Origin of the sequence: Streptomyces sp. HPF1205 (assembly GCF_020400825.1) — a bacterium.
GTDB lineage: Bacteria > Actinomycetota > Actinomycetes > Streptomycetales > Streptomycetaceae > Actinacidiphila.
In genome coordinates this window covers 1-15,833 of the sequence record NZ_JAINVH010000025.1, presented here as the reverse complement: position 1 = coordinate 15,833, position 15,833 = coordinate 1, and the positions used below count along the sequence as shown (strand labels likewise).

10 protein-coding genes and 1 pseudogene are annotated in these 15,833 nt (G+C 75.7%); 5 read left to right on the top strand and 6 right to left on the bottom strand.

Annotation, left to right across the window (positions count from 1 at the left end):
* Nucleotides 1–245: 245 nt before the first annotated feature.
* The gene (locus K7G61_RS25020) at nt 246–4,199 is read left to right on the top strand and encodes a PAS domain-containing protein (protein ID WP_225849225.1); all 3,954 of its coding nucleotides are present in this window, start codon (nt 246–248) and stop codon (nt 4,197–4,199) included.
* 188 nt (nt 4,200–4,387) lie between these two features.
* The gene (locus K7G61_RS25015; RefSeq protein WP_225849224.1) at nt 4,388–5,833 is read left to right on the top strand and encodes a PLP-dependent aminotransferase family protein; all 1,446 of its coding nucleotides are present in this window, start codon (nt 4,388–4,390) and stop codon (nt 5,831–5,833) included.
* Here K7G61_RS25015 and K7G61_RS25010 read toward each other — a convergent pair.
* From K7G61_RS25010 to K7G61_RS24990, 5 genes are all read right to left on the bottom strand, one after another.
* Entirely contained in the window at nt 5,820–7,469 is a 1,650-nt protein-coding gene (locus K7G61_RS25010) for a long-chain fatty acid--CoA ligase (protein ID WP_225849223.1), read from the bottom strand. The two genes, K7G61_RS25015 and K7G61_RS25010, sit on opposite strands and share 14 nt — an antisense overlap.
* 142 nt (nt 7,470–7,611) lie before the next feature.
* Nucleotides 7,612–8,133, bottom strand: coding sequence for a SigE family RNA polymerase sigma factor (locus K7G61_RS25005; RefSeq protein ID WP_225849222.1), 522 nt, complete (start codon nt 8,131–8,133; stop codon nt 7,612–7,614).
* 262 nt (nt 8,134–8,395) lie between these two features.
* Entirely contained in the window at nt 8,396–9,220 is an 825-nt protein-coding gene (locus K7G61_RS25000; protein WP_225849221.1) for a DUF1906 domain-containing protein, read from the bottom strand.
* 104 nt (nt 9,221–9,324) lie between these two features.
* On the bottom strand, nt 9,325–10,314 hold the full coding sequence (locus K7G61_RS24995; RefSeq protein ID WP_225849220.1) for a ribokinase: 990 nt from the start codon (nt 10,312–10,314) through the stop codon (nt 9,325–9,327).
* Between the two features lie 305 nt (nt 10,315–10,619).
* Nucleotides 10,620–10,928 carry a hypothetical protein gene (locus K7G61_RS24990; protein ID WP_225849219.1) on the bottom strand — a complete coding sequence of 103 codons (309 nt, stop codon included), beginning with the start codon at nt 10,926–10,928 and terminating at the stop codon, nt 10,620–10,622.
* Between the two features lie 471 nt (nt 10,929–11,399).
* Between K7G61_RS24990 and K7G61_RS24985 the strand changes: the two genes are divergently transcribed.
* A complete protein-coding gene (locus K7G61_RS24985; protein WP_225849218.1) occupies nt 11,400–12,635 on the top strand; it encodes a hypothetical protein in 1,236 nt (411 codons plus the stop codon).
* 113 nt (nt 12,636–12,748) lie between these two features.
* Here K7G61_RS24985 and K7G61_RS24980 read toward each other — a convergent pair whose 3' ends face one another.
* Nucleotides 12,749–13,582, bottom strand: a complete 834-nt coding sequence (locus tag K7G61_RS24980) for a class II glutamine amidotransferase (RefSeq protein ID WP_225849217.1) — start codon at nt 13,580–13,582, stop codon at nt 12,749–12,751.
* Between the two features lie 532 nt (nt 13,583–14,114).
* On the opposite strand from K7G61_RS24980, the gene K7G61_RS24975 reads away from it, so the two are divergent.
* Nucleotides 14,115–15,410, top strand: a complete 1,296-nt coding sequence (locus K7G61_RS24975; RefSeq protein WP_225849216.1) for an MFS transporter — start codon at nt 14,115–14,117, stop codon at nt 15,408–15,410.
* Nucleotides 15,411–15,617: 207 nt separating this feature from the next.
* Nucleotides 15,618–15,833: pseudogene (locus tag K7G61_RS24970) on the top strand (cytochrome ubiquinol oxidase subunit I); the annotation flags it as partial.

Below are 15,833 nucleotides of genomic sequence, written 5' to 3'. Positions count from 1 at the left end.
GACCACCGACCGACAGCCGACGGCCGAAAGCCGGAGGCAGACAGCCGGAGGCGGACAGCCGGGAGCCGAAAGCCGACGGCGGGAAGCCGAAGTCGAAGGCCGCGGGCTCGTGAGTCCGCGGCCGGGGCCCCGGCCCCACCCGAGAGCCCGACAGCAGGACAACCGAAGAGCGACACCGAAGAGCAACAGCGCCACACGGCAAAGAAGAACAGCAGCACCATGCGGTAACAGGGAGGACGCGTCTCGTGAGCAGCCGGCCATCAAGAGGCGCTGCTCGCCTCGCCTCGATACTCGACGCCCTCCCGGACGCGCTCCTGCTGGTCGACGTCAACGGCACGGTCGTCAACGCCAACGCCATAGCTTTGGAGACGTTCGAGTCGCCGGGTACGGCGCTGGTGGGGCGCGGCCTGCTGGACCTCATCCCCGACTTCGACCCGAAGCGGATCCCGGGCTCGATGCGCAGCCCGCACGAGGCCTCGCAGGACACCCGGACCAAGCCGACCCGCATGATCGCCCGGCGCACCGACGGGTCGCAGTTCCCCGTCGAGGTGACCAGCGCGAACCTTGAGGGCGGCCGGACCCCGTACGCCGACTACGGCGACGGCGTGCCGCACTACACCGGTGACGAGCTGCTGATGCTGGTGGTCCGCGACCTGCAGCACACCGTCGACACCGAGGCGGAACTCGCCCGGCAGCAGCGGCAGACCGAGATGATCCTGCGGGCCGCCGCCGAGGGCGTGGTCGGCGTGGACACCGCGGGCAAGATCGTGCTGGTCAACCCGTCGGCCGCGCAGATCCTCGGCCACCGGGCCACCGATCTGGGCGGCAAGGAGCTGCACCCGCTGGTGCACCACTCGCGGCCGGACGGCAGCCCGCTGGCGTACGAGGAGACCCCGCTCGCCGACACCCTGCGCTCCGGCCGCAAGCACCGGGTGCGCGGCCAGGTGCTGTGGCGCAAGGACGGCAGCGCGGTGCCGGTGGACCTGACGACCGCCCCGGTACGGGACGGGGAGCAACTGGTGGGCGCGGTGATGACGTTCACCGACCGGACCGCGCAGGACGCGCTGGCCGCCCGCAACCGGCAGCTCAGCGCGCTGCTCGACATCTCGCTGCGCGGGCCGCTGGCCGAACTGCGCGCCGAGCTGACGGGCCTGGCCGCCGACCCGGCCGGCCAGCTGTGGCCCGAGGCGAACCAGATCCTGCACCACCTGGCGGCCGGCTACGCCCGTATCACCACCCTCATCGACAACGTCCTCGCCTTCCAGCGGCTCGACCGCGGCGAGGACAAGCTGCAGCGCACCGAGACAAGCTTCGACGAGGTGGTCAACGCGGCCGTGGAGGGCGCGGTCGAGCTGATCGGTCCGGGGCGCGCGCAGTACGCCGTGCACGCCCCGCCGATCATGGTCCAGGTCGACGGCCCGCGGATGGCCCAGGCGCTGGCCCACCTGATCGCGGACGTGGCGGGCGTGGACTCGGCGGGCAACGCCACCGCCCACTCCGGCGACTCCACGATCGTGGTGGCGGCGGCGCGGCGCGGCGACGTGGTACGCATCGACGTCCGCGGGCCGCACGCCGGCGGCGACCCGGTGCACCTGCCGCTGGCCCGCGGCATCGTCGAACGCCACGGCGGCGTCCTCCAGACCCACGAGGTCCCGGGCCAGGGCAGCGCGTACGTCCTCGAAGTCCCGGCCGGCACCCCCGCCCCCGACTCCCCCGGCGCGGATTCCGCCACGTCGGCAGCCCCCGCCGCGGCCGCGGGCGGTTCCGCGGGCACCGCCGCCAAGGGCGCGGGTACGGACAGCGGCGCGGGTACGGGCAAGGGCACGCCCGCGGCCCCCGGCTCAGGCGCCCGGGCGCACGCGGGCGCGCACGCCGAGCCCGGTCAGAAGCCGCACGTCCCCGAGGCGCAGCGGCCCGCCGGTGAAGCGGGCGCCGAAGCGGCGTGGGCGATTCCGGCCGCCGCGGACCAGACCGAGGCCCCGACCGGGCGGCGCCGGGCGCTGCGCAGGCCGGGGGACGACGGCCGGACCCCGCCGGGCGGTACGCCGGAGCCGGAGCCGGTGCGGCCGAGCGGCCGGCGCGCCCGCCGGGCCCGCCCGGAGGGCCCGGAAGGCGGCGAGGGCGAGGGGGCCCGCCCCGAACTGCCCGCGCCTCCGATCCCGAACGCCCTTCCGGCGGCGGGCGGCGGCCCGGCCGAAGGCACCGGCCGCAGGGCCCGGCGCGAGATCGGGCCGGCGGCGCCGCCCGTACCCCCGCAGCAGGGGCCGGCCGACGGTCCCAGGCCCGTACCGCCGCCGCTGCCCGAGGGCTGGCCGGCGGCGGAGCAGGCGCCCGCCGACGCCAGTGGGCGCCGGGCGATCACCCACCCCGAGCACGGCGAGCACACGGACCCGGCCGAGCCGGTCGGCCCCGGCTGGCCCGCCGCCGCAGGCCAGAACCCGGCACCCCGGGCCCCGGCGGCCCACAACCCGCCGGCCCAGCACCCGGGCGGCCGGAACCCGGCAGGGCAGGACGGGGGAGCGCAGGGCGGCCCCGGCGGTCCCGTGCCGCCGCAGCCCGCGGGCGGCTGGCCCGCGCCCGCGGCGCCGTCCCCGGCCGCCCCGGCGCCGGCACCCGCGCCGGCCCCGGGACCCGCCGCGCCCCAGAACACGGGTCAGAACACGGGCCAAGGCACGGGCCAGGGCCCGCATCAGAACACCGGCGTGCCCCAAGGCGCGGGTCGGAACGCCGGGCAACCCGCGGGCCAGGGCCTTCCCGCCCTTCCGGCCCAGTCGTCGTGGCCCGCGGCCGGGCAGTCCGCGCCGCCGCGCGGCGTGAGCCCGATCCCGACCACCCCCAGCACACCGGCGACGCGCGCCCCCGCCGCCTCGGCCGCCCCGCAGGAGCACGCGGCCGGCGGGCACAGCCGCGCGATCAGCGTGCGTACGCTGGGCCAGGGCGTGCCGTTCTCGTCGGACCCGCACGCGCCGCAGACTCCGACGCAGGCCGTCCAGGCGCAGCACCCGCAGGGGCTTCCCGCCCAGGTCGCGGCGGGTGGTTCCGGCCGCCGCCGCAGGCTCGCCCCGCCGCCCCGCACCGAACCGCAGGCCGAACCGCAGGCACAACCGCAAGCACCGCCGCAGGCTCAACCGCAGCAGCCGCCTCGGCCTCAGCCGCAGCAGCCGCCGGAAGCACAGCCCCAGGCACAGCCCGGGCCGCAGCCGCACGTGCCGGCCCAGGGCGGCGAACCCCAGGGCGGGCCGCGGGCCGTGGCCGGGCCCGGGGCGGACCAGGCGGCGGCCGGGCTCCAGGAGGACGGACGGCCGCTCCCGGTCCCGCCGCCCGTACCCGTACCGGAAACGGACGGGGCACCCGGCCGTTCGTACGCCATAGGAGCCCCGGCGGCCGGTGCCGCGGAGGGGCCGGAGCCGCTGGACGGCCCGGGCGGCGCGGTCGACGTCACCGACCTGGCGGACGCGCCCGACGGCGCCGACGACCACATGGAGGAGCCGCTGGACGAGCCGCGCCGCCTGCTGGTGTGGCCCGAGCCCGACGTGTCGACCCGTCAGGCGCTGACCGACCGCGGCTACCGGCCGGTGATCGTACGGTCCCGCGAGGAGGTGGACGCGCAGGTCGCCGAGCCGCCGGCCGCGCTGTTCGTGGACCCGCTGACCGGGCCGATCACGCGCACCGCGCTGCAGTCGCTGCGCCAGGCCGCCGCGGCGGCGCAGGTCCCGGTGCTGGTCACGGCCGGGCTGGGCCAGGCGACGCGGGAGGCCGCGTACGGGGCCGACCCCGCCGTACTCCTCAAGGCGCTGGCGCCCCGCGACAGCGAGCAGCACCCGCCGCGGGTACTGCTCGTGGAGAGCCACCAGGCGATCGCGCAGGCGTTCGCGGTCACGCTGGAGCGGCGCGGCATGCAGGTCACGCACGCCGACTCCGAGGCCGACGCGATGACCAAGGCCGCCCAGATGCACCCGAACCTGGTGGTGATGGACCTGATGCTGATCAGGCGCCGCCGCCAGGGCATCGTGGACTGGCTGCGCGGCAACGCCCGGCTCGACCTGACCCCGCTGGTCGTCTACACCTCGGCCGACATCGACCCGGCGGAACTGCCGCGGCTCGCGTCGGGCGAGACGGTGCTGTTCCTCGCGGAGCGTTCGACGAGTCCGGATGTGCAGTCGCGGATCGTCGACCTGCTCGGCAAGATCGGCGGCTGACGGCTCACCGCCCCGGCCCCGCTGCCCGTCGCACCCGCCCCTACCCCTGCTCGTGACCGGTGAGCGGTGACCCGTGACCGCCCACCGGAACCCGCACCGGAAGCCCGGGCGGGCACCGCCGATCGGGGGTCCGGCAAACCGGCATTCGCATACGCGAAGAGGCGCGCCGGCGCGTACAGTGCGACAGCGTGACGGGATCATCGGTCAAAGGTTCGGCCGGCGGTGCGGAACGGCCGGGCCTCGACCTGCACTTGGAGCTGCCCAGGCGCGGCGGCCGGCGCGCCGCGCTGACGCGGGCGCTGCGGGAGGCGGTGCGCGACGGGCGGCTGGCGCCCGGCACGAAGCTGCCCCCGTACCGCTCGCTCGCCGCCGATCTGGGGATGGCCCGCAACACGGTCGCCGACGCCTACGCCGAGCTGGTCGCCGAGGGCTGGCTGACCGCCCGGCAGGGTTCGGGCACGCGCGTCGCCGACCGCACCGCGCCGCCCGCCGAGGCCGAGCCGGCGCAGCCGGCGGCCGCGCGTCCCGCCTTCGACCTGCGCCAGGGCCAGCCGCACACCGGTTCGTTCCCGCGCACCGCGTGGCTGGCCGCCGCCCGCCGGGCACTGTCCGCCGCGCCCAACGAGGTCTTCGGCCCCGGCGACCCGCGCGGCCGGATAGAACTGCGCCGCGCGCTGGCCGGCTACCTGGCCCGGGCGCGGGGCGTGCGCACCTCACCGGAGCGGATCGTGATCTGCTCCGGTTTCGCGTACGGGCTGGGGCTGCTGGCGGGCCTGCCGCGGCTGCGGCGCGCGCCGATGGCCGTGGAGGAGTACGGGCTGCCGCGCCACCGCGCCATCCTGGACGCCGCCGGGGTGCGTACGGTCCCGCTCGCCGTCGACGCGCACGGCGCCGACACCTCCGCCCTGGCCGCGACCAAGGCGCGGTCGGTCCTGCTCACACCCGCGCACCAGTTCCCGACCGGCGTCCCGCTGCACCCCAAGCGGCGGGCGGCGGCCGTGGCCTGGGCGCGGGCGACGGGGGCGCTGGTGCTGGAGGACGACTACGACGGGGAGTTCCGCTACGACCGGCAGCCGGTCGGCGCGGTCCAGGGGCTCGACCCCGAGCGGGTGGTCTACCTGGGCTCGGTCAGCAAGAGCCTGTCGCCGGCGCTGCGGCTGGGCTGGATGGCGCTGCCCGCGCACCTGGTGGACGCGGTGGTGGCCGCCAAGGGCCTGCGCGAGCCCACCGTCAGCGCGCTCGACCAGCTCACCCTCGCGGAGTTCATCGAGTCCGGCGGGTACGACCGGCACCTGCGCGGGATGCGCCAGCGCTACCGGCGGCGCCGCGACCAGCTCGCCGCGACCCTCGCCGGTCACGCGCCCCACATCACCCTCTCCGGCGTCGCCGCCGGCCTCCACGCGGTCCTCCACCTCCCGCCGGGCACCGAGACCGCGACCCTCAAGGCCGCCGCGGCCTGCAACATCGCCCTCGACCCCCTCTCCGACTACCGCCACCCCCTGGCACCGCCGGCCTCCGCTGCCTCCGACGGCCTGGTCGTGGGCTACGCCGCCCCTCCCGACCACGCCTACACATCGACCCTGGAGGCCCTGTGCCGGGTGCTGCCGCGCCTGCCGGGCGTCACAGGCGGGTGACGTCCAGCTTCCCGTCCGCGTACGACTTGCGCAGCACCTTCTTGTCGAACTTGCCGACGGAGGTCTTCGGCACCGCCTCCACCAGCGCCCAGCGCTCCGGCACCTGCCAGTGGGCGACGCGCCCTTCGAGGAAGTCCCGCAGGGCCGCGTAGCCGGTGGTCGCCCCGGGCTTGAGGACGACGGTGGCCAGCGGGCGTTCGCCCCAGCGCTCGTCGGGGACGGCGACGACCGCGGCCTCCGCCACGTCGGGGTGGGCCATGAGGTGGTTCTCCAGGTCGACCGAGGAGATCCACTCGCCGCCGGACTTGATGACGTCCTTCGCCCGGTCGGTGAGGGTGAGGTAGCCGTCCTCGGAGATGACGCCGACGTCGCCGGTGCGCAGCCAGCCGTCGGGGCTGAACTTGTCCTCCGGCCGCAGCGGCTCCTGGCCGGCGCCGCCGTAGTAGGCCCCGGCGATCCACGGCCCGCGCACCTCCAGCTCTCCGGCCGACGCGCCGTCCCACGGCATCACCGAGCCGTCCGGCCCGATCAGCCGGGCCTCCACGGACGCGGGGAAGCGGCCCTGGGTGATCCGGTACGCCCACTCCTCCTCCGGGCCGAGCCCGGCCGGCGCCTGGGCGACCGTACCGAGCGGCGAGGTCTCGGTCATGCCCCAGGCGTGGCACAGCCGCACCCCGAGCTGCTCGTCGAACGCCTTCATCAGCGCGGGCGGGCACGCCGAGCCGCCGATGGTCACCTGCTTGAGGGAGGAGACGTCGCGGGGCCGGGCGGTCAGCTCGGCGAGCAGCCCCTGCCAGATGGTGGGTACGGCGGCGGCGTGCGTGGGCCGCAGCCGCTCGATCATCTCGGCCAGCGGCGCGGGCTGCAGGAACCGGTCCGGCATGATCATGTTGATGCCGGCCATGAAGGCGGCGTGCGGCAGGCCCCAGGCGTTGACGTGGAACATCGGCACGACCGGCAGGGTGCGGTCGTGGGAGTCCAGGCCCATCGACTCGGCGGTGGTCACCTGGAGGGAGTGCAGGTAAATGGAGCGGTGGGAGTAGACGACGCCCTTGGGGTCGCCGGTCGTCCCGGAGGTGTAGCACATGGCGGCGGCCTCGCGCTCGTCCAGCTCCGGCCAGGCGTACGTGGTGGGGCGGCCCCCGATGAGCTCCTCGTAGTCGTGCACGGCCGGGCGGCAGCCGTCCAGCACCGAGCGGTCGCCGGGGCCGACGACGACCAGGTGCTCGACCGGTTCGAGGTGCGGCAGGAGGGGGGCGAGCAGCGGCAGCAGCGAGCCGTTGACCAGGACGACCCGGTCCGCGGCGTGGTTGACGATGAAGGTGAGCTGGTCGGCCGGCAGCCGCAGGTTGAGGGTGTGCAGGACCGCGCCCATGGCGGGGACGGCGAGGTACGCCTCCAGGTGTTCGGCGTTGTTCCACATCAGGGTCGCCACGCGGTCGCCGCGCTCGACGCCCAGGCCGTCCCGCAGCGCGTTGGCCAGCCGGACCGCGCGCAGGCCGGTCTCGCGGAACGTCCGCCGCTGCGGCTCGCCCTCGCCGGTCCACGTGGTGACGGTGGACTTGCCGTGCACCACGGTCCCGTGGACCAGGATGCGGGTGACGGTGAGCGGGACGTCCTGCATCGTGCTCAGCACTGGGGCCTCCGGCGGCGACGGCGGATCGGTCTTTCCGCGATTCTGGCCGCATACCGCGCGGTATGTCACTACCCCGGGACGGCCGCCGTCCGGTGGCGCGGCTCGCCCGCGGGCCGCCCGCCGTCGCAGGCCGGCCCGGGTGTCACGCCACGCACGGCTCCAGCTCGGGGTCGTCCCTGAGTTTGCCGAGGGCGCGCGAGACCGCGCTCTTGACGGTGCCGACCGAGACGCCGAGCGCCTCGGCGGTCTGCACCTCGCTCATGTCCTCGTAGTACCGCAGCACGACCATCGCGCGCTGGCGCGGCGGGAGCCGGGATATCGCGCGCAGCAGGGCGTCGCGCTGGGCCTGCTGCTCGGTGAGGTCGGGGCCGGCCGCGGCGGCCTCGGGCACCTCGTCGGTGGTGAACTCGTCGACCCGGCGCTTGCGCCACTGCGACGTCCTGGTGTTGACCAGGGTGCGGCGGACGTAGCCGTCCACCGCGCGGTGGTCGTCGATCCGGTCCCAGGCCAGGTACGTCTTGGTGAGCGCCGTCTGCAGCAGGTCCTCGGCGTCGGCGGGGTTGGGGGTCAGGGAGCGTGCGGTGCGCAGCAGCGTCGGGCCCTTGGTGCGTACGTAGGCCGTGAACTGCGTGGTGTGAGCGCTGGTGCACACAGGCGTGGTCATGGCTCCACGCTAGGAGCCCGCCGCCGTGCGCGGATCGGCCGGAGGTGCCGAAGCGGGATCACCCTCAGGTCGTAGGCCGGGGGTCTGCCCCACCGCCGTGAGGGGGAGCCGGAGGGCGGTCGTCCCCGAGGGGACGCCACCGAGGAACCACCGCGAGGACCCCGGCGAACCGCGCCCGGACGGCGCCCGGCCCGCGCCCGGCCCGCGCGCACGGGAGCGGTCCGGGGCGGTCACGGGAGCGGGCCGGCCAGGGGCGGTGGCGCTAGTCGACGACCGCCACGGGCGCGTCCACCAGGTCCCGGTCGATGGTCAGTTTCCTGCCGCCGTGCGACTCGGTGACGACGCCGGCGTACTGGTGGATCCGCGCGTGCGGGATCCAGGCCGAGGATTCGAGGACCGGCTCGTCGGTCAGGGTGGCGGTCACGCCCCAGCGCGCGTACCAGATCACGTCGGGCAGGTCGGTGGCGCCGGCCCTGCGCGCGCTCTCCATGTGCCGCACCCCGGAGTCGGCGCTGCTGTAGAAGCCGGACAGGTAGCCCTCGGCGTGCACCTGCCGGGTCCAGGCGCGTACGTACGTCAGGGTCGCGGCGGCGCACGAGGTGTTCGTGTAGGCGTACGACTCCATGTCCAGGTACAGCGGGCTGCCCGGGCCGAGGCCGAACGCCTCGGCCGCGCGCACCGCGTCCTTGCCCTCGCTCGTGCCCTGCGAGGCCGGCGCGCCGGTGTCGATCGTGAACGGGTTCTTGTTCTTCCCGGTGACGCAGGGGGCCTGCGAGCCGACGTAGATGGGCAGCAGGCTCCAGCCGGCGTCAGTGGTCTCGGCCACCCAGTCCGGCGTGAGGTTCGCCTGCGAGGCGCAGGCCCTGGCCCGGCCGCCGAAGTAGATGCCGACGCCGCGGTAGGAGGAGTGGGCGCGCCAGGCCCGCATGGTGGCGAGGTCGGGTGCCTGGCAGGTGTCGAAGGCGCGCCCGCTGAAGATGTCGGCGTCGGGGCTGGCCGCGGTCGCGGTGGGGGACGGGAACAGCAGACCGGCCAGCGTGAGCGCTCCGGCAAGGACGTAACGGATAAACGTACTTCTTTCGCTCATTCCGCGAGTCAAATATGACCTGACGTCACGTCCGGCGCAGACACGCCGCCGCCTGGCGGACTGGACCCGATAGGACGCCTGCCGCCGCCCCGCCCGGCCGGGGTTCAGAGTCCGTCCGGCAGCTCTGGAAGTTTTCCACAGGCTGTGGACGAAAGCTGGGCGCCATGCTCTTGCACGGCGGCGGCGCCCACCCGCACCGCCCAGCCGGCGGCGGCCACCAGCCCGTCCCCCTCGGCCAGCCGCCAGGCCAGCGCCCCCGTGAAGGCGTCGCCCGCCCCGGTGGTGTCCACCGCGACGACGGCGGGCGCCGGCACACGGGTGGTACGGGGGCCGGGCCCGGCCGCCCCGGCCCGCTCGACCACGACGGCGCCGGCCGCGCCCAAGGTGACGACCGCGGACCGCACGCCGAGCAGGAGCAGGTCCTCGGGGCGGAAGTCCTCCGGGCGCGGGATCTCCGGGCGCGGGTCGGGCCGGTCGCGGCCGGCCGGCGGCGCGGAGAGCAGGACACGCAACTCGTGCTCGTTGACCACCAGCGGGTCCGCGTGGGAAAGGATCTCGGCCGCGTACGGCACGCCCACCAGCGCCTCGGGCGGCGACGGGTTGAGTACGAGGCGGGGCGCGCGACGGGCGGCCGCCCGTATCACCGCCGCGGGCACCTCGCACTGCGCCGATACCACGCGCACGTCCGGGGTGATCGCGGCCTCGGCCTCTTCGGCGGTGAGGGTGGCGTTGGCGCCCGGGGCGACCACGACCGTGTTCTCGCCGCTCTCCGCGACGGTGATCAGGGCGACACCGGTGGGCGCGTCCCGCGTGCCGCGCAAGGCGGCGGTCCCCACTCCCGCCTCGCGCAGCACGGCCGCGAGCATGTCACCGTAGGTGTCCCGCCCGACCCGGCCGCAGAACGCCACCCGCGCGCCCAGCCGGCCCGCGGCCACGGCCTGATTGGCGCCCTTGCCGCCGGGGTGAACGGCCAGGTCGCGCAGGCCCAGCACCGTCTCCCCCGGCGCCGGATGCCGGCCCACCCCCACCACCAGGTCGGCGTTGGCCGACCCGATCACCAACAGCGTCTTCCCGTCCAGCGCGGCTCCGTCCACCGTCCCATCCTCCCCCGGACGGCCGCCGGTTCCGGTCCTGACACGGGAGAGCCGCGGCACCGCCGTACCGCGGCGCTCCCGCCGAACGTGCCCGAACGGGTGCGCGTGCGGCGGCACTTGGGCCGTCGCCGCGCCTGGTGCGGGCCGGCCGCCGGCGGCTTGCGGCGGCGGCCGGCCCGCGATCGAACACCCCCCTCCCCCCACGGCCGTCACCCGGCCGTCCCCCCGGGCGGCGGCGGGGACGACGCCCCCCGCCCGGCCGCCGCCCGGTCAACCCCCTCGGACCGGTCGCGCGGCCGTCGCGCTCACCAGAGCGGTGTGAAGTGGACGTCGGCGTTGTCCTGGTGGATGGCGGTGAAGCCGGAGCCCGCGACGCTCGCCGTGTTGTTCTGGTTGGACGCGCCGGCTCCGTTGGCCGCCTGCTGGTTCGAGGTCACGTTGCCGAAATTGCCGCCCCCGACGATGTTGCCGCCGGTATTGCTCACCACCCCGGCGGTCGAACGGCCACCCGCGAAAGCGCCGTCGTCCGCCGCCGCCGTACCGGCGAACAGCACCGCCGCCAGCGGCAGCGCTCCGAGCACGGCCAGGACACGACGGGTACGAGTGATTGCCATGGTGTTTCCCTCCAGGGGAAGTTGCTAGGGGAAGTTGCTGCTCTTGAGTGGTGCTTCTTCGGCGTCGCCGACAGCAGATTGCCCACGCCCCGCCGTCCCGATTCGCACCCCGAATCCTTTTCGCCCGCAGGCGTGACGATCTGTCGATAAACCAACCGACACGATCCGGTTGGCGCGTTGAGGGGGGCGCGCGGAGACGCGCGAGCCCGGCAGGTAAGGGCATCAATGCACGTATGCGCCCCCGTATCCGCATACTCGTGCCGCCGTGACCTTGTTCACACGCGCGTCGACGAAAGCGCAGATCACCAAACCCGCGCGGAATGGCCCGCCGCCAATCTTCGCAAGAGCATCACAAGTGCGCCGCACTCTCTCCCGGCCCGGCTGTTAGCGTTTCCCGCTGCCCGCGGGCGTACGTGAACATGCCACCAGCTCCTCTCAGGCTGCGCCGCTGCCACCACAGAAAGACCGCGAATGGACTACTGCTACTCGTGCCGCCGGACCCTCAACGGGGCGCTGGTGTGCCCCGGGTGCGGCGCCTACGCGCCCGACATAGCCCCGCCCCCGCATCACCCGGAGGGCGACACGGCCACCGTCATGGGCCGGCACGAGCCCGGCGGTACCGGCTACGCGCCGGGCTACGGCTACGGTGACCACGACCTCGGCGCCGGCTACCCGGAACACGCGCGGGCGGGCGCGACGGGCCAGGGACGCGCCGGCGACCACCCGGAGTTCGCCGCCACGGGTTCGTTCCGCGCGAAGGGCCCCGGCTCGTCACCGTCCTCCCAGGCGCTGGCGCTGCTGTCGGAGATCGCGCCGGTCGACCAGGGCGCGCGCCCGGACGCCACCTCGCTCATGTCCGCGGACTTCGGCCCGGGCCCGGGCCCGGCGAGCGCATTCGACGGCTCAGGCGTCGACTCCGACTTCGGTTCCGGCGCCGGCTCCGATTCCGATTCCGATTCCGATTCCGACGACGAGCCGGTGCTCGGTCCCGCGTCGATCGCGCCGACGCTGCACCGCGGTCGCGCCGCCCGGCGCCGTCAGATGGCCCGCTGGCAGAAGAACCGCCGCAGGGCCGGGGCCGCGGCGGCCGTCGCCCTGTTCGGCGGCGGGATCACCATGGCGGCCATGCCCCACCACGCCGGCGGGACCGGCACGACGGCGACGGCGGTCACCCCGGTGAACCTCGCCTCGCTGCCGTCGGACGCCCCCACCACGCCCGCGGGTACGCCCGGCAGCACGCACACCGCCCCGGCGGGTACGCCCCAGCAGCACACCACGGCGCCGCACACCGCCCCGCACTCCCAGGTGACCCACCCGGTCGCGGACAACTACGCGACCACGCCGTCGACGTCGCCCGCGGCGAACCCGGCGGCCCCCTCGGCCCACCCGGCGAGCTACCAGAACACCGTCACCCCGTCGAGCCCCTCCTCGGGCACGACCACCTCGCCCTCCACGGGCACCAACTCCTCGGGTGCCAATTCCACTTCGGGTTCGACGGGCTCGAACGGCAGCACGTCGACGTCCGGTTCCGGCTCCGGCAGCTCGGCCGGCACCGGGTCCACGGGCTCGGGAACCTCGGGCTCGGGCTCCACGGCGGGTTCCGGCTCCACCGGCTCGGGCGGCTCGACCACCACCACCCCGCCCTCGTCCACGACGACCACGACCCCGCCGCAGCAGCTCTGCCTGCTGATCCTCTGCCTCGGCTGAGCCCGCCGGCTCCACTTCCCCCCGGCCCGGCTCACCGCCGCCGGCCGCGGGCCCGAGCGGACTCCCCTACCGCTCGGGCCCGCGGCGGCCCCCGGCCGTCGCTCCCGCCCGGCTCACGCGTACACCGGCTCGAAGGGCCGCAGGTCCTCCGTGCCGCCGTGCATGATGCCGCAACTGGCCTCGGGGACCTCCACCCAGGCGTCCGGGAGGCCGCCGACGGGTTCGGACACCACCAGCCGGGTCGCCTCGGAGACGTCGCGCAGGAAGGCGAGGTCGGGGTGGAGGGCGCGGACGGAGTCCACCCGGCGGCTGTAGAAGAGCGAGCGCGAACGGCCCGCGCTGGAATAGCGGAAGACCCACACACCCGTGCCGTCGGTCACGGCGACCGTCATCTGCAGCGGATCCGCGACACCCTGCTCGTGCCCGACGTGCTCGATCAGGCCCGCCGTGCGGGCCACCGCGGCGGGCGGGTCGTCGTCGAGGCCGAAGGTGAGCGCGAGGAAGAACATGAGCTCGGAGTCCGTCGAGCCCTCGATGTGGGGGAACAGGCCGGGGTCCACGGCCAGGGCCAGCTCGCGCCGCAGCCGCGGGAACTCGTCGACGGCCCCGTTGTGCATCCACATCCACCGGCCGTGCCGGAACGGATGGCAGTTGGTCTGCTGAACCGCCGAGCCGGTCGAGGCGCGGACGTGGGCGAAGAACAGCGGCGAGCGCACGTGGTCGGCGATCTCGCGCAGGTTGCGGTTGTTCCACGCCGGGCTGACGTCCCGGACGATCGCCGGGGTCGTGCCGTCCGACCCGTACCAGCCGACGCCGAAGCCGTCGCCGTTGGTCGTCTCGGCGCCCATGCGTGAACTCAGGCTCTGGTCGATCAGCGAGTGGGCCGGGCGGTACAGGATGTCGTCGAGCAGCACCGGCGAACCGGAGTAGGCGAGCCAGCGGCACATGCGCATCACCCTTCCGCGCATCGGCCTCGCGCCCGCCGCGCCCTCACCGGCACGGCGGCGTCCCTTCCACCGACGGTAGTGGGCCGCCCGGCGTCCCGCCATTCGGCCCCGGGCGCCGTGGCCGACCGCCCCCTCACGCCCGGCCACCCGGCATCGGGCTTGGCGCTTGGCGCTTGGCGCTTGGCGCCCAAGCGTGGCGCCCGACGCCCGGCCCGCGCAGTGGCGGGCCCGCCCCGCGCCCGGCCCACCCCGTGCCCGGCCCGCCCCGTGCCGGGTCCGCCCCGCGCCTGTGGTGCTCGCGGCGCCCGCGGCGCCCGCGCGGCATTCCCGAAGTGCCGGTGGCGGGGTCACGGGAACGGCTACGCTGCCGTACGTGAACTTCTCCGAGCCGGACTGACGGGTCACCCCGCCCCCCGCGCCCTGCCGCCGCCGTCCTGAGGCGGCGAAGGCGGCGGCGGGGAGGCGGTGCGGCGACCTGTCATGCCCGTGGGTGCCCCGGCCGGACCGGGGCACCGCCCCCTTCGGAGATCCCATGCCACGCCCCGACAGGGGCAGCGCGTCCTATCGCGCTGTCCTCGCACTTCCCCATGCCCGCGCCCTGTTCGCCGCCGCGACGGCGGCCCGGCTCTGCTACGGCCTGCTCGCGCTGCCCCTGCTGCTCGCCCTTCGCGAGGGCACCGGCTCCTACGCCGTGGCGGGTACGGCGACGGGGCTGTTCGGCCTGGCCGGCGCCGTGCTCGGCCCGGCCAGGGCCCGGCTGGCCGAACGTCGCCGTTCGGCCCTGATGCCGCTGGCCACCTGCTACGCCGTCCTGCTGGCCGCGCTGGCCGCGGCCTGCGCCGTGCGCGTGCCGGGGCCGCTCGCCGTCGGCCTCGCCCTCCTCACCGGGCTGTGCCCGCCTCCGGTCGGGCCGCTGGCGCGCTCCATGTGGGGGCGGCTGGCCCCGGACGAGGAGCTGCGGCAGCGCGCCCTGAGCCTGGACACGGCCGCGGAGTCCACGGTCTTCGCCCTCGGCCCCGTGCTCGGCGGGTTCCTGGTCGCGGTCTGCTCCGCCCCCGCGGTGCTGGCCGGCTGCGCGGCACTGGTCCTGGCGGGCTTCGGGCTGTTCTCCGCGGCCCTGCGCCGCTTCCCGGTGGCAGTACGCGCCGCGTCGTCCGCCGGCGCCTGGTCCGGCAGCCCCCTGCGGGTGGCGCCCCTGCCACCGCTGCTGCTCCTGGTGTGGGCGGTCGCGGCCGCGCTCGGCGTGGGGCTGATCGCCGTCGTCGCCGCGTGGGGGACGGTGGCGGCCGGGACGCTCTCGGCGCTGTTCTCCGTCGGCGGCGTGCTGGGCGGCCTGCTCTACGGGCGGGGGCACTGGCCCGGCGCCGTCGTCCACCGCCCCCTCGTCCTGGCCGCGGGCTCGGCCGTCTGCTACGGGCTGCCCGCCCTCGCGCACGCGCCCGTCGCGGCGGGCGTCGCCCTGCTGTTGGCGGGCGCCTGCGCCGACGTCCTGCTGATCACGGCGTACCAACTCGTCGAACTCCTCGTCCCCGACGGCTCCCGCACCGAGGCGGGCGCGTGGCTGACCACCGCCTACAACCTGGGAACGGCCGCGGGCGCCGCCACCGGCGGCGTCCTGGTCGACCGGTGGGGCCCGCCGGCGTCGTTCGCCGCCACCGCCGCACTGATCGGGCTGTGCGCCGCGGTCTGTGCGGCGCACGCGGTACGAACGGCCCATGCGGTACGAACGGCCCGTGCGGCGCGGCCCGCGGCGGCGCCACCGCCGTCGCGCGGTCCGCTCGTGCCCGCACCCGAAAAGAACGACCGCCCTTGTGCGCGGGCACGTTGAGCACCCGCTCCCGTATCCGCCAGGCCGGGACCGGCACCGCCGAGGTGCCGTCCCGCGCGGACACCGTCCGGGGGTACTTCGAGGACCGGGAGCGGGCGGCCACTGGGCCGGTCGGGTGACTTGGCGGCGGGCCCGGCAGCTCTTCCTCGCGGTGGTCGCCATTCTGGTCACCGTGGCCGTTTTCGGGCCAAGTGAAGGAGAGTTGACGTGAGCAGTGGGACCGCCGCGGCCCCGGCCGAAGAGGACGACTCCTACGAGGACGAAGTCCCCTTCCGGCGGCACAGCCGCGGCTCCGTCGTGGTCAAGTGGCTCAGCACCACCGACCACAAGACCATCGGCAGCCTGTACCTGATCACGTCGTTCGCGTTCTTCCTCGTGGGCGGGATCATGGCGTTGCTGATGCGGGCGGAACTCGCCCGCCCC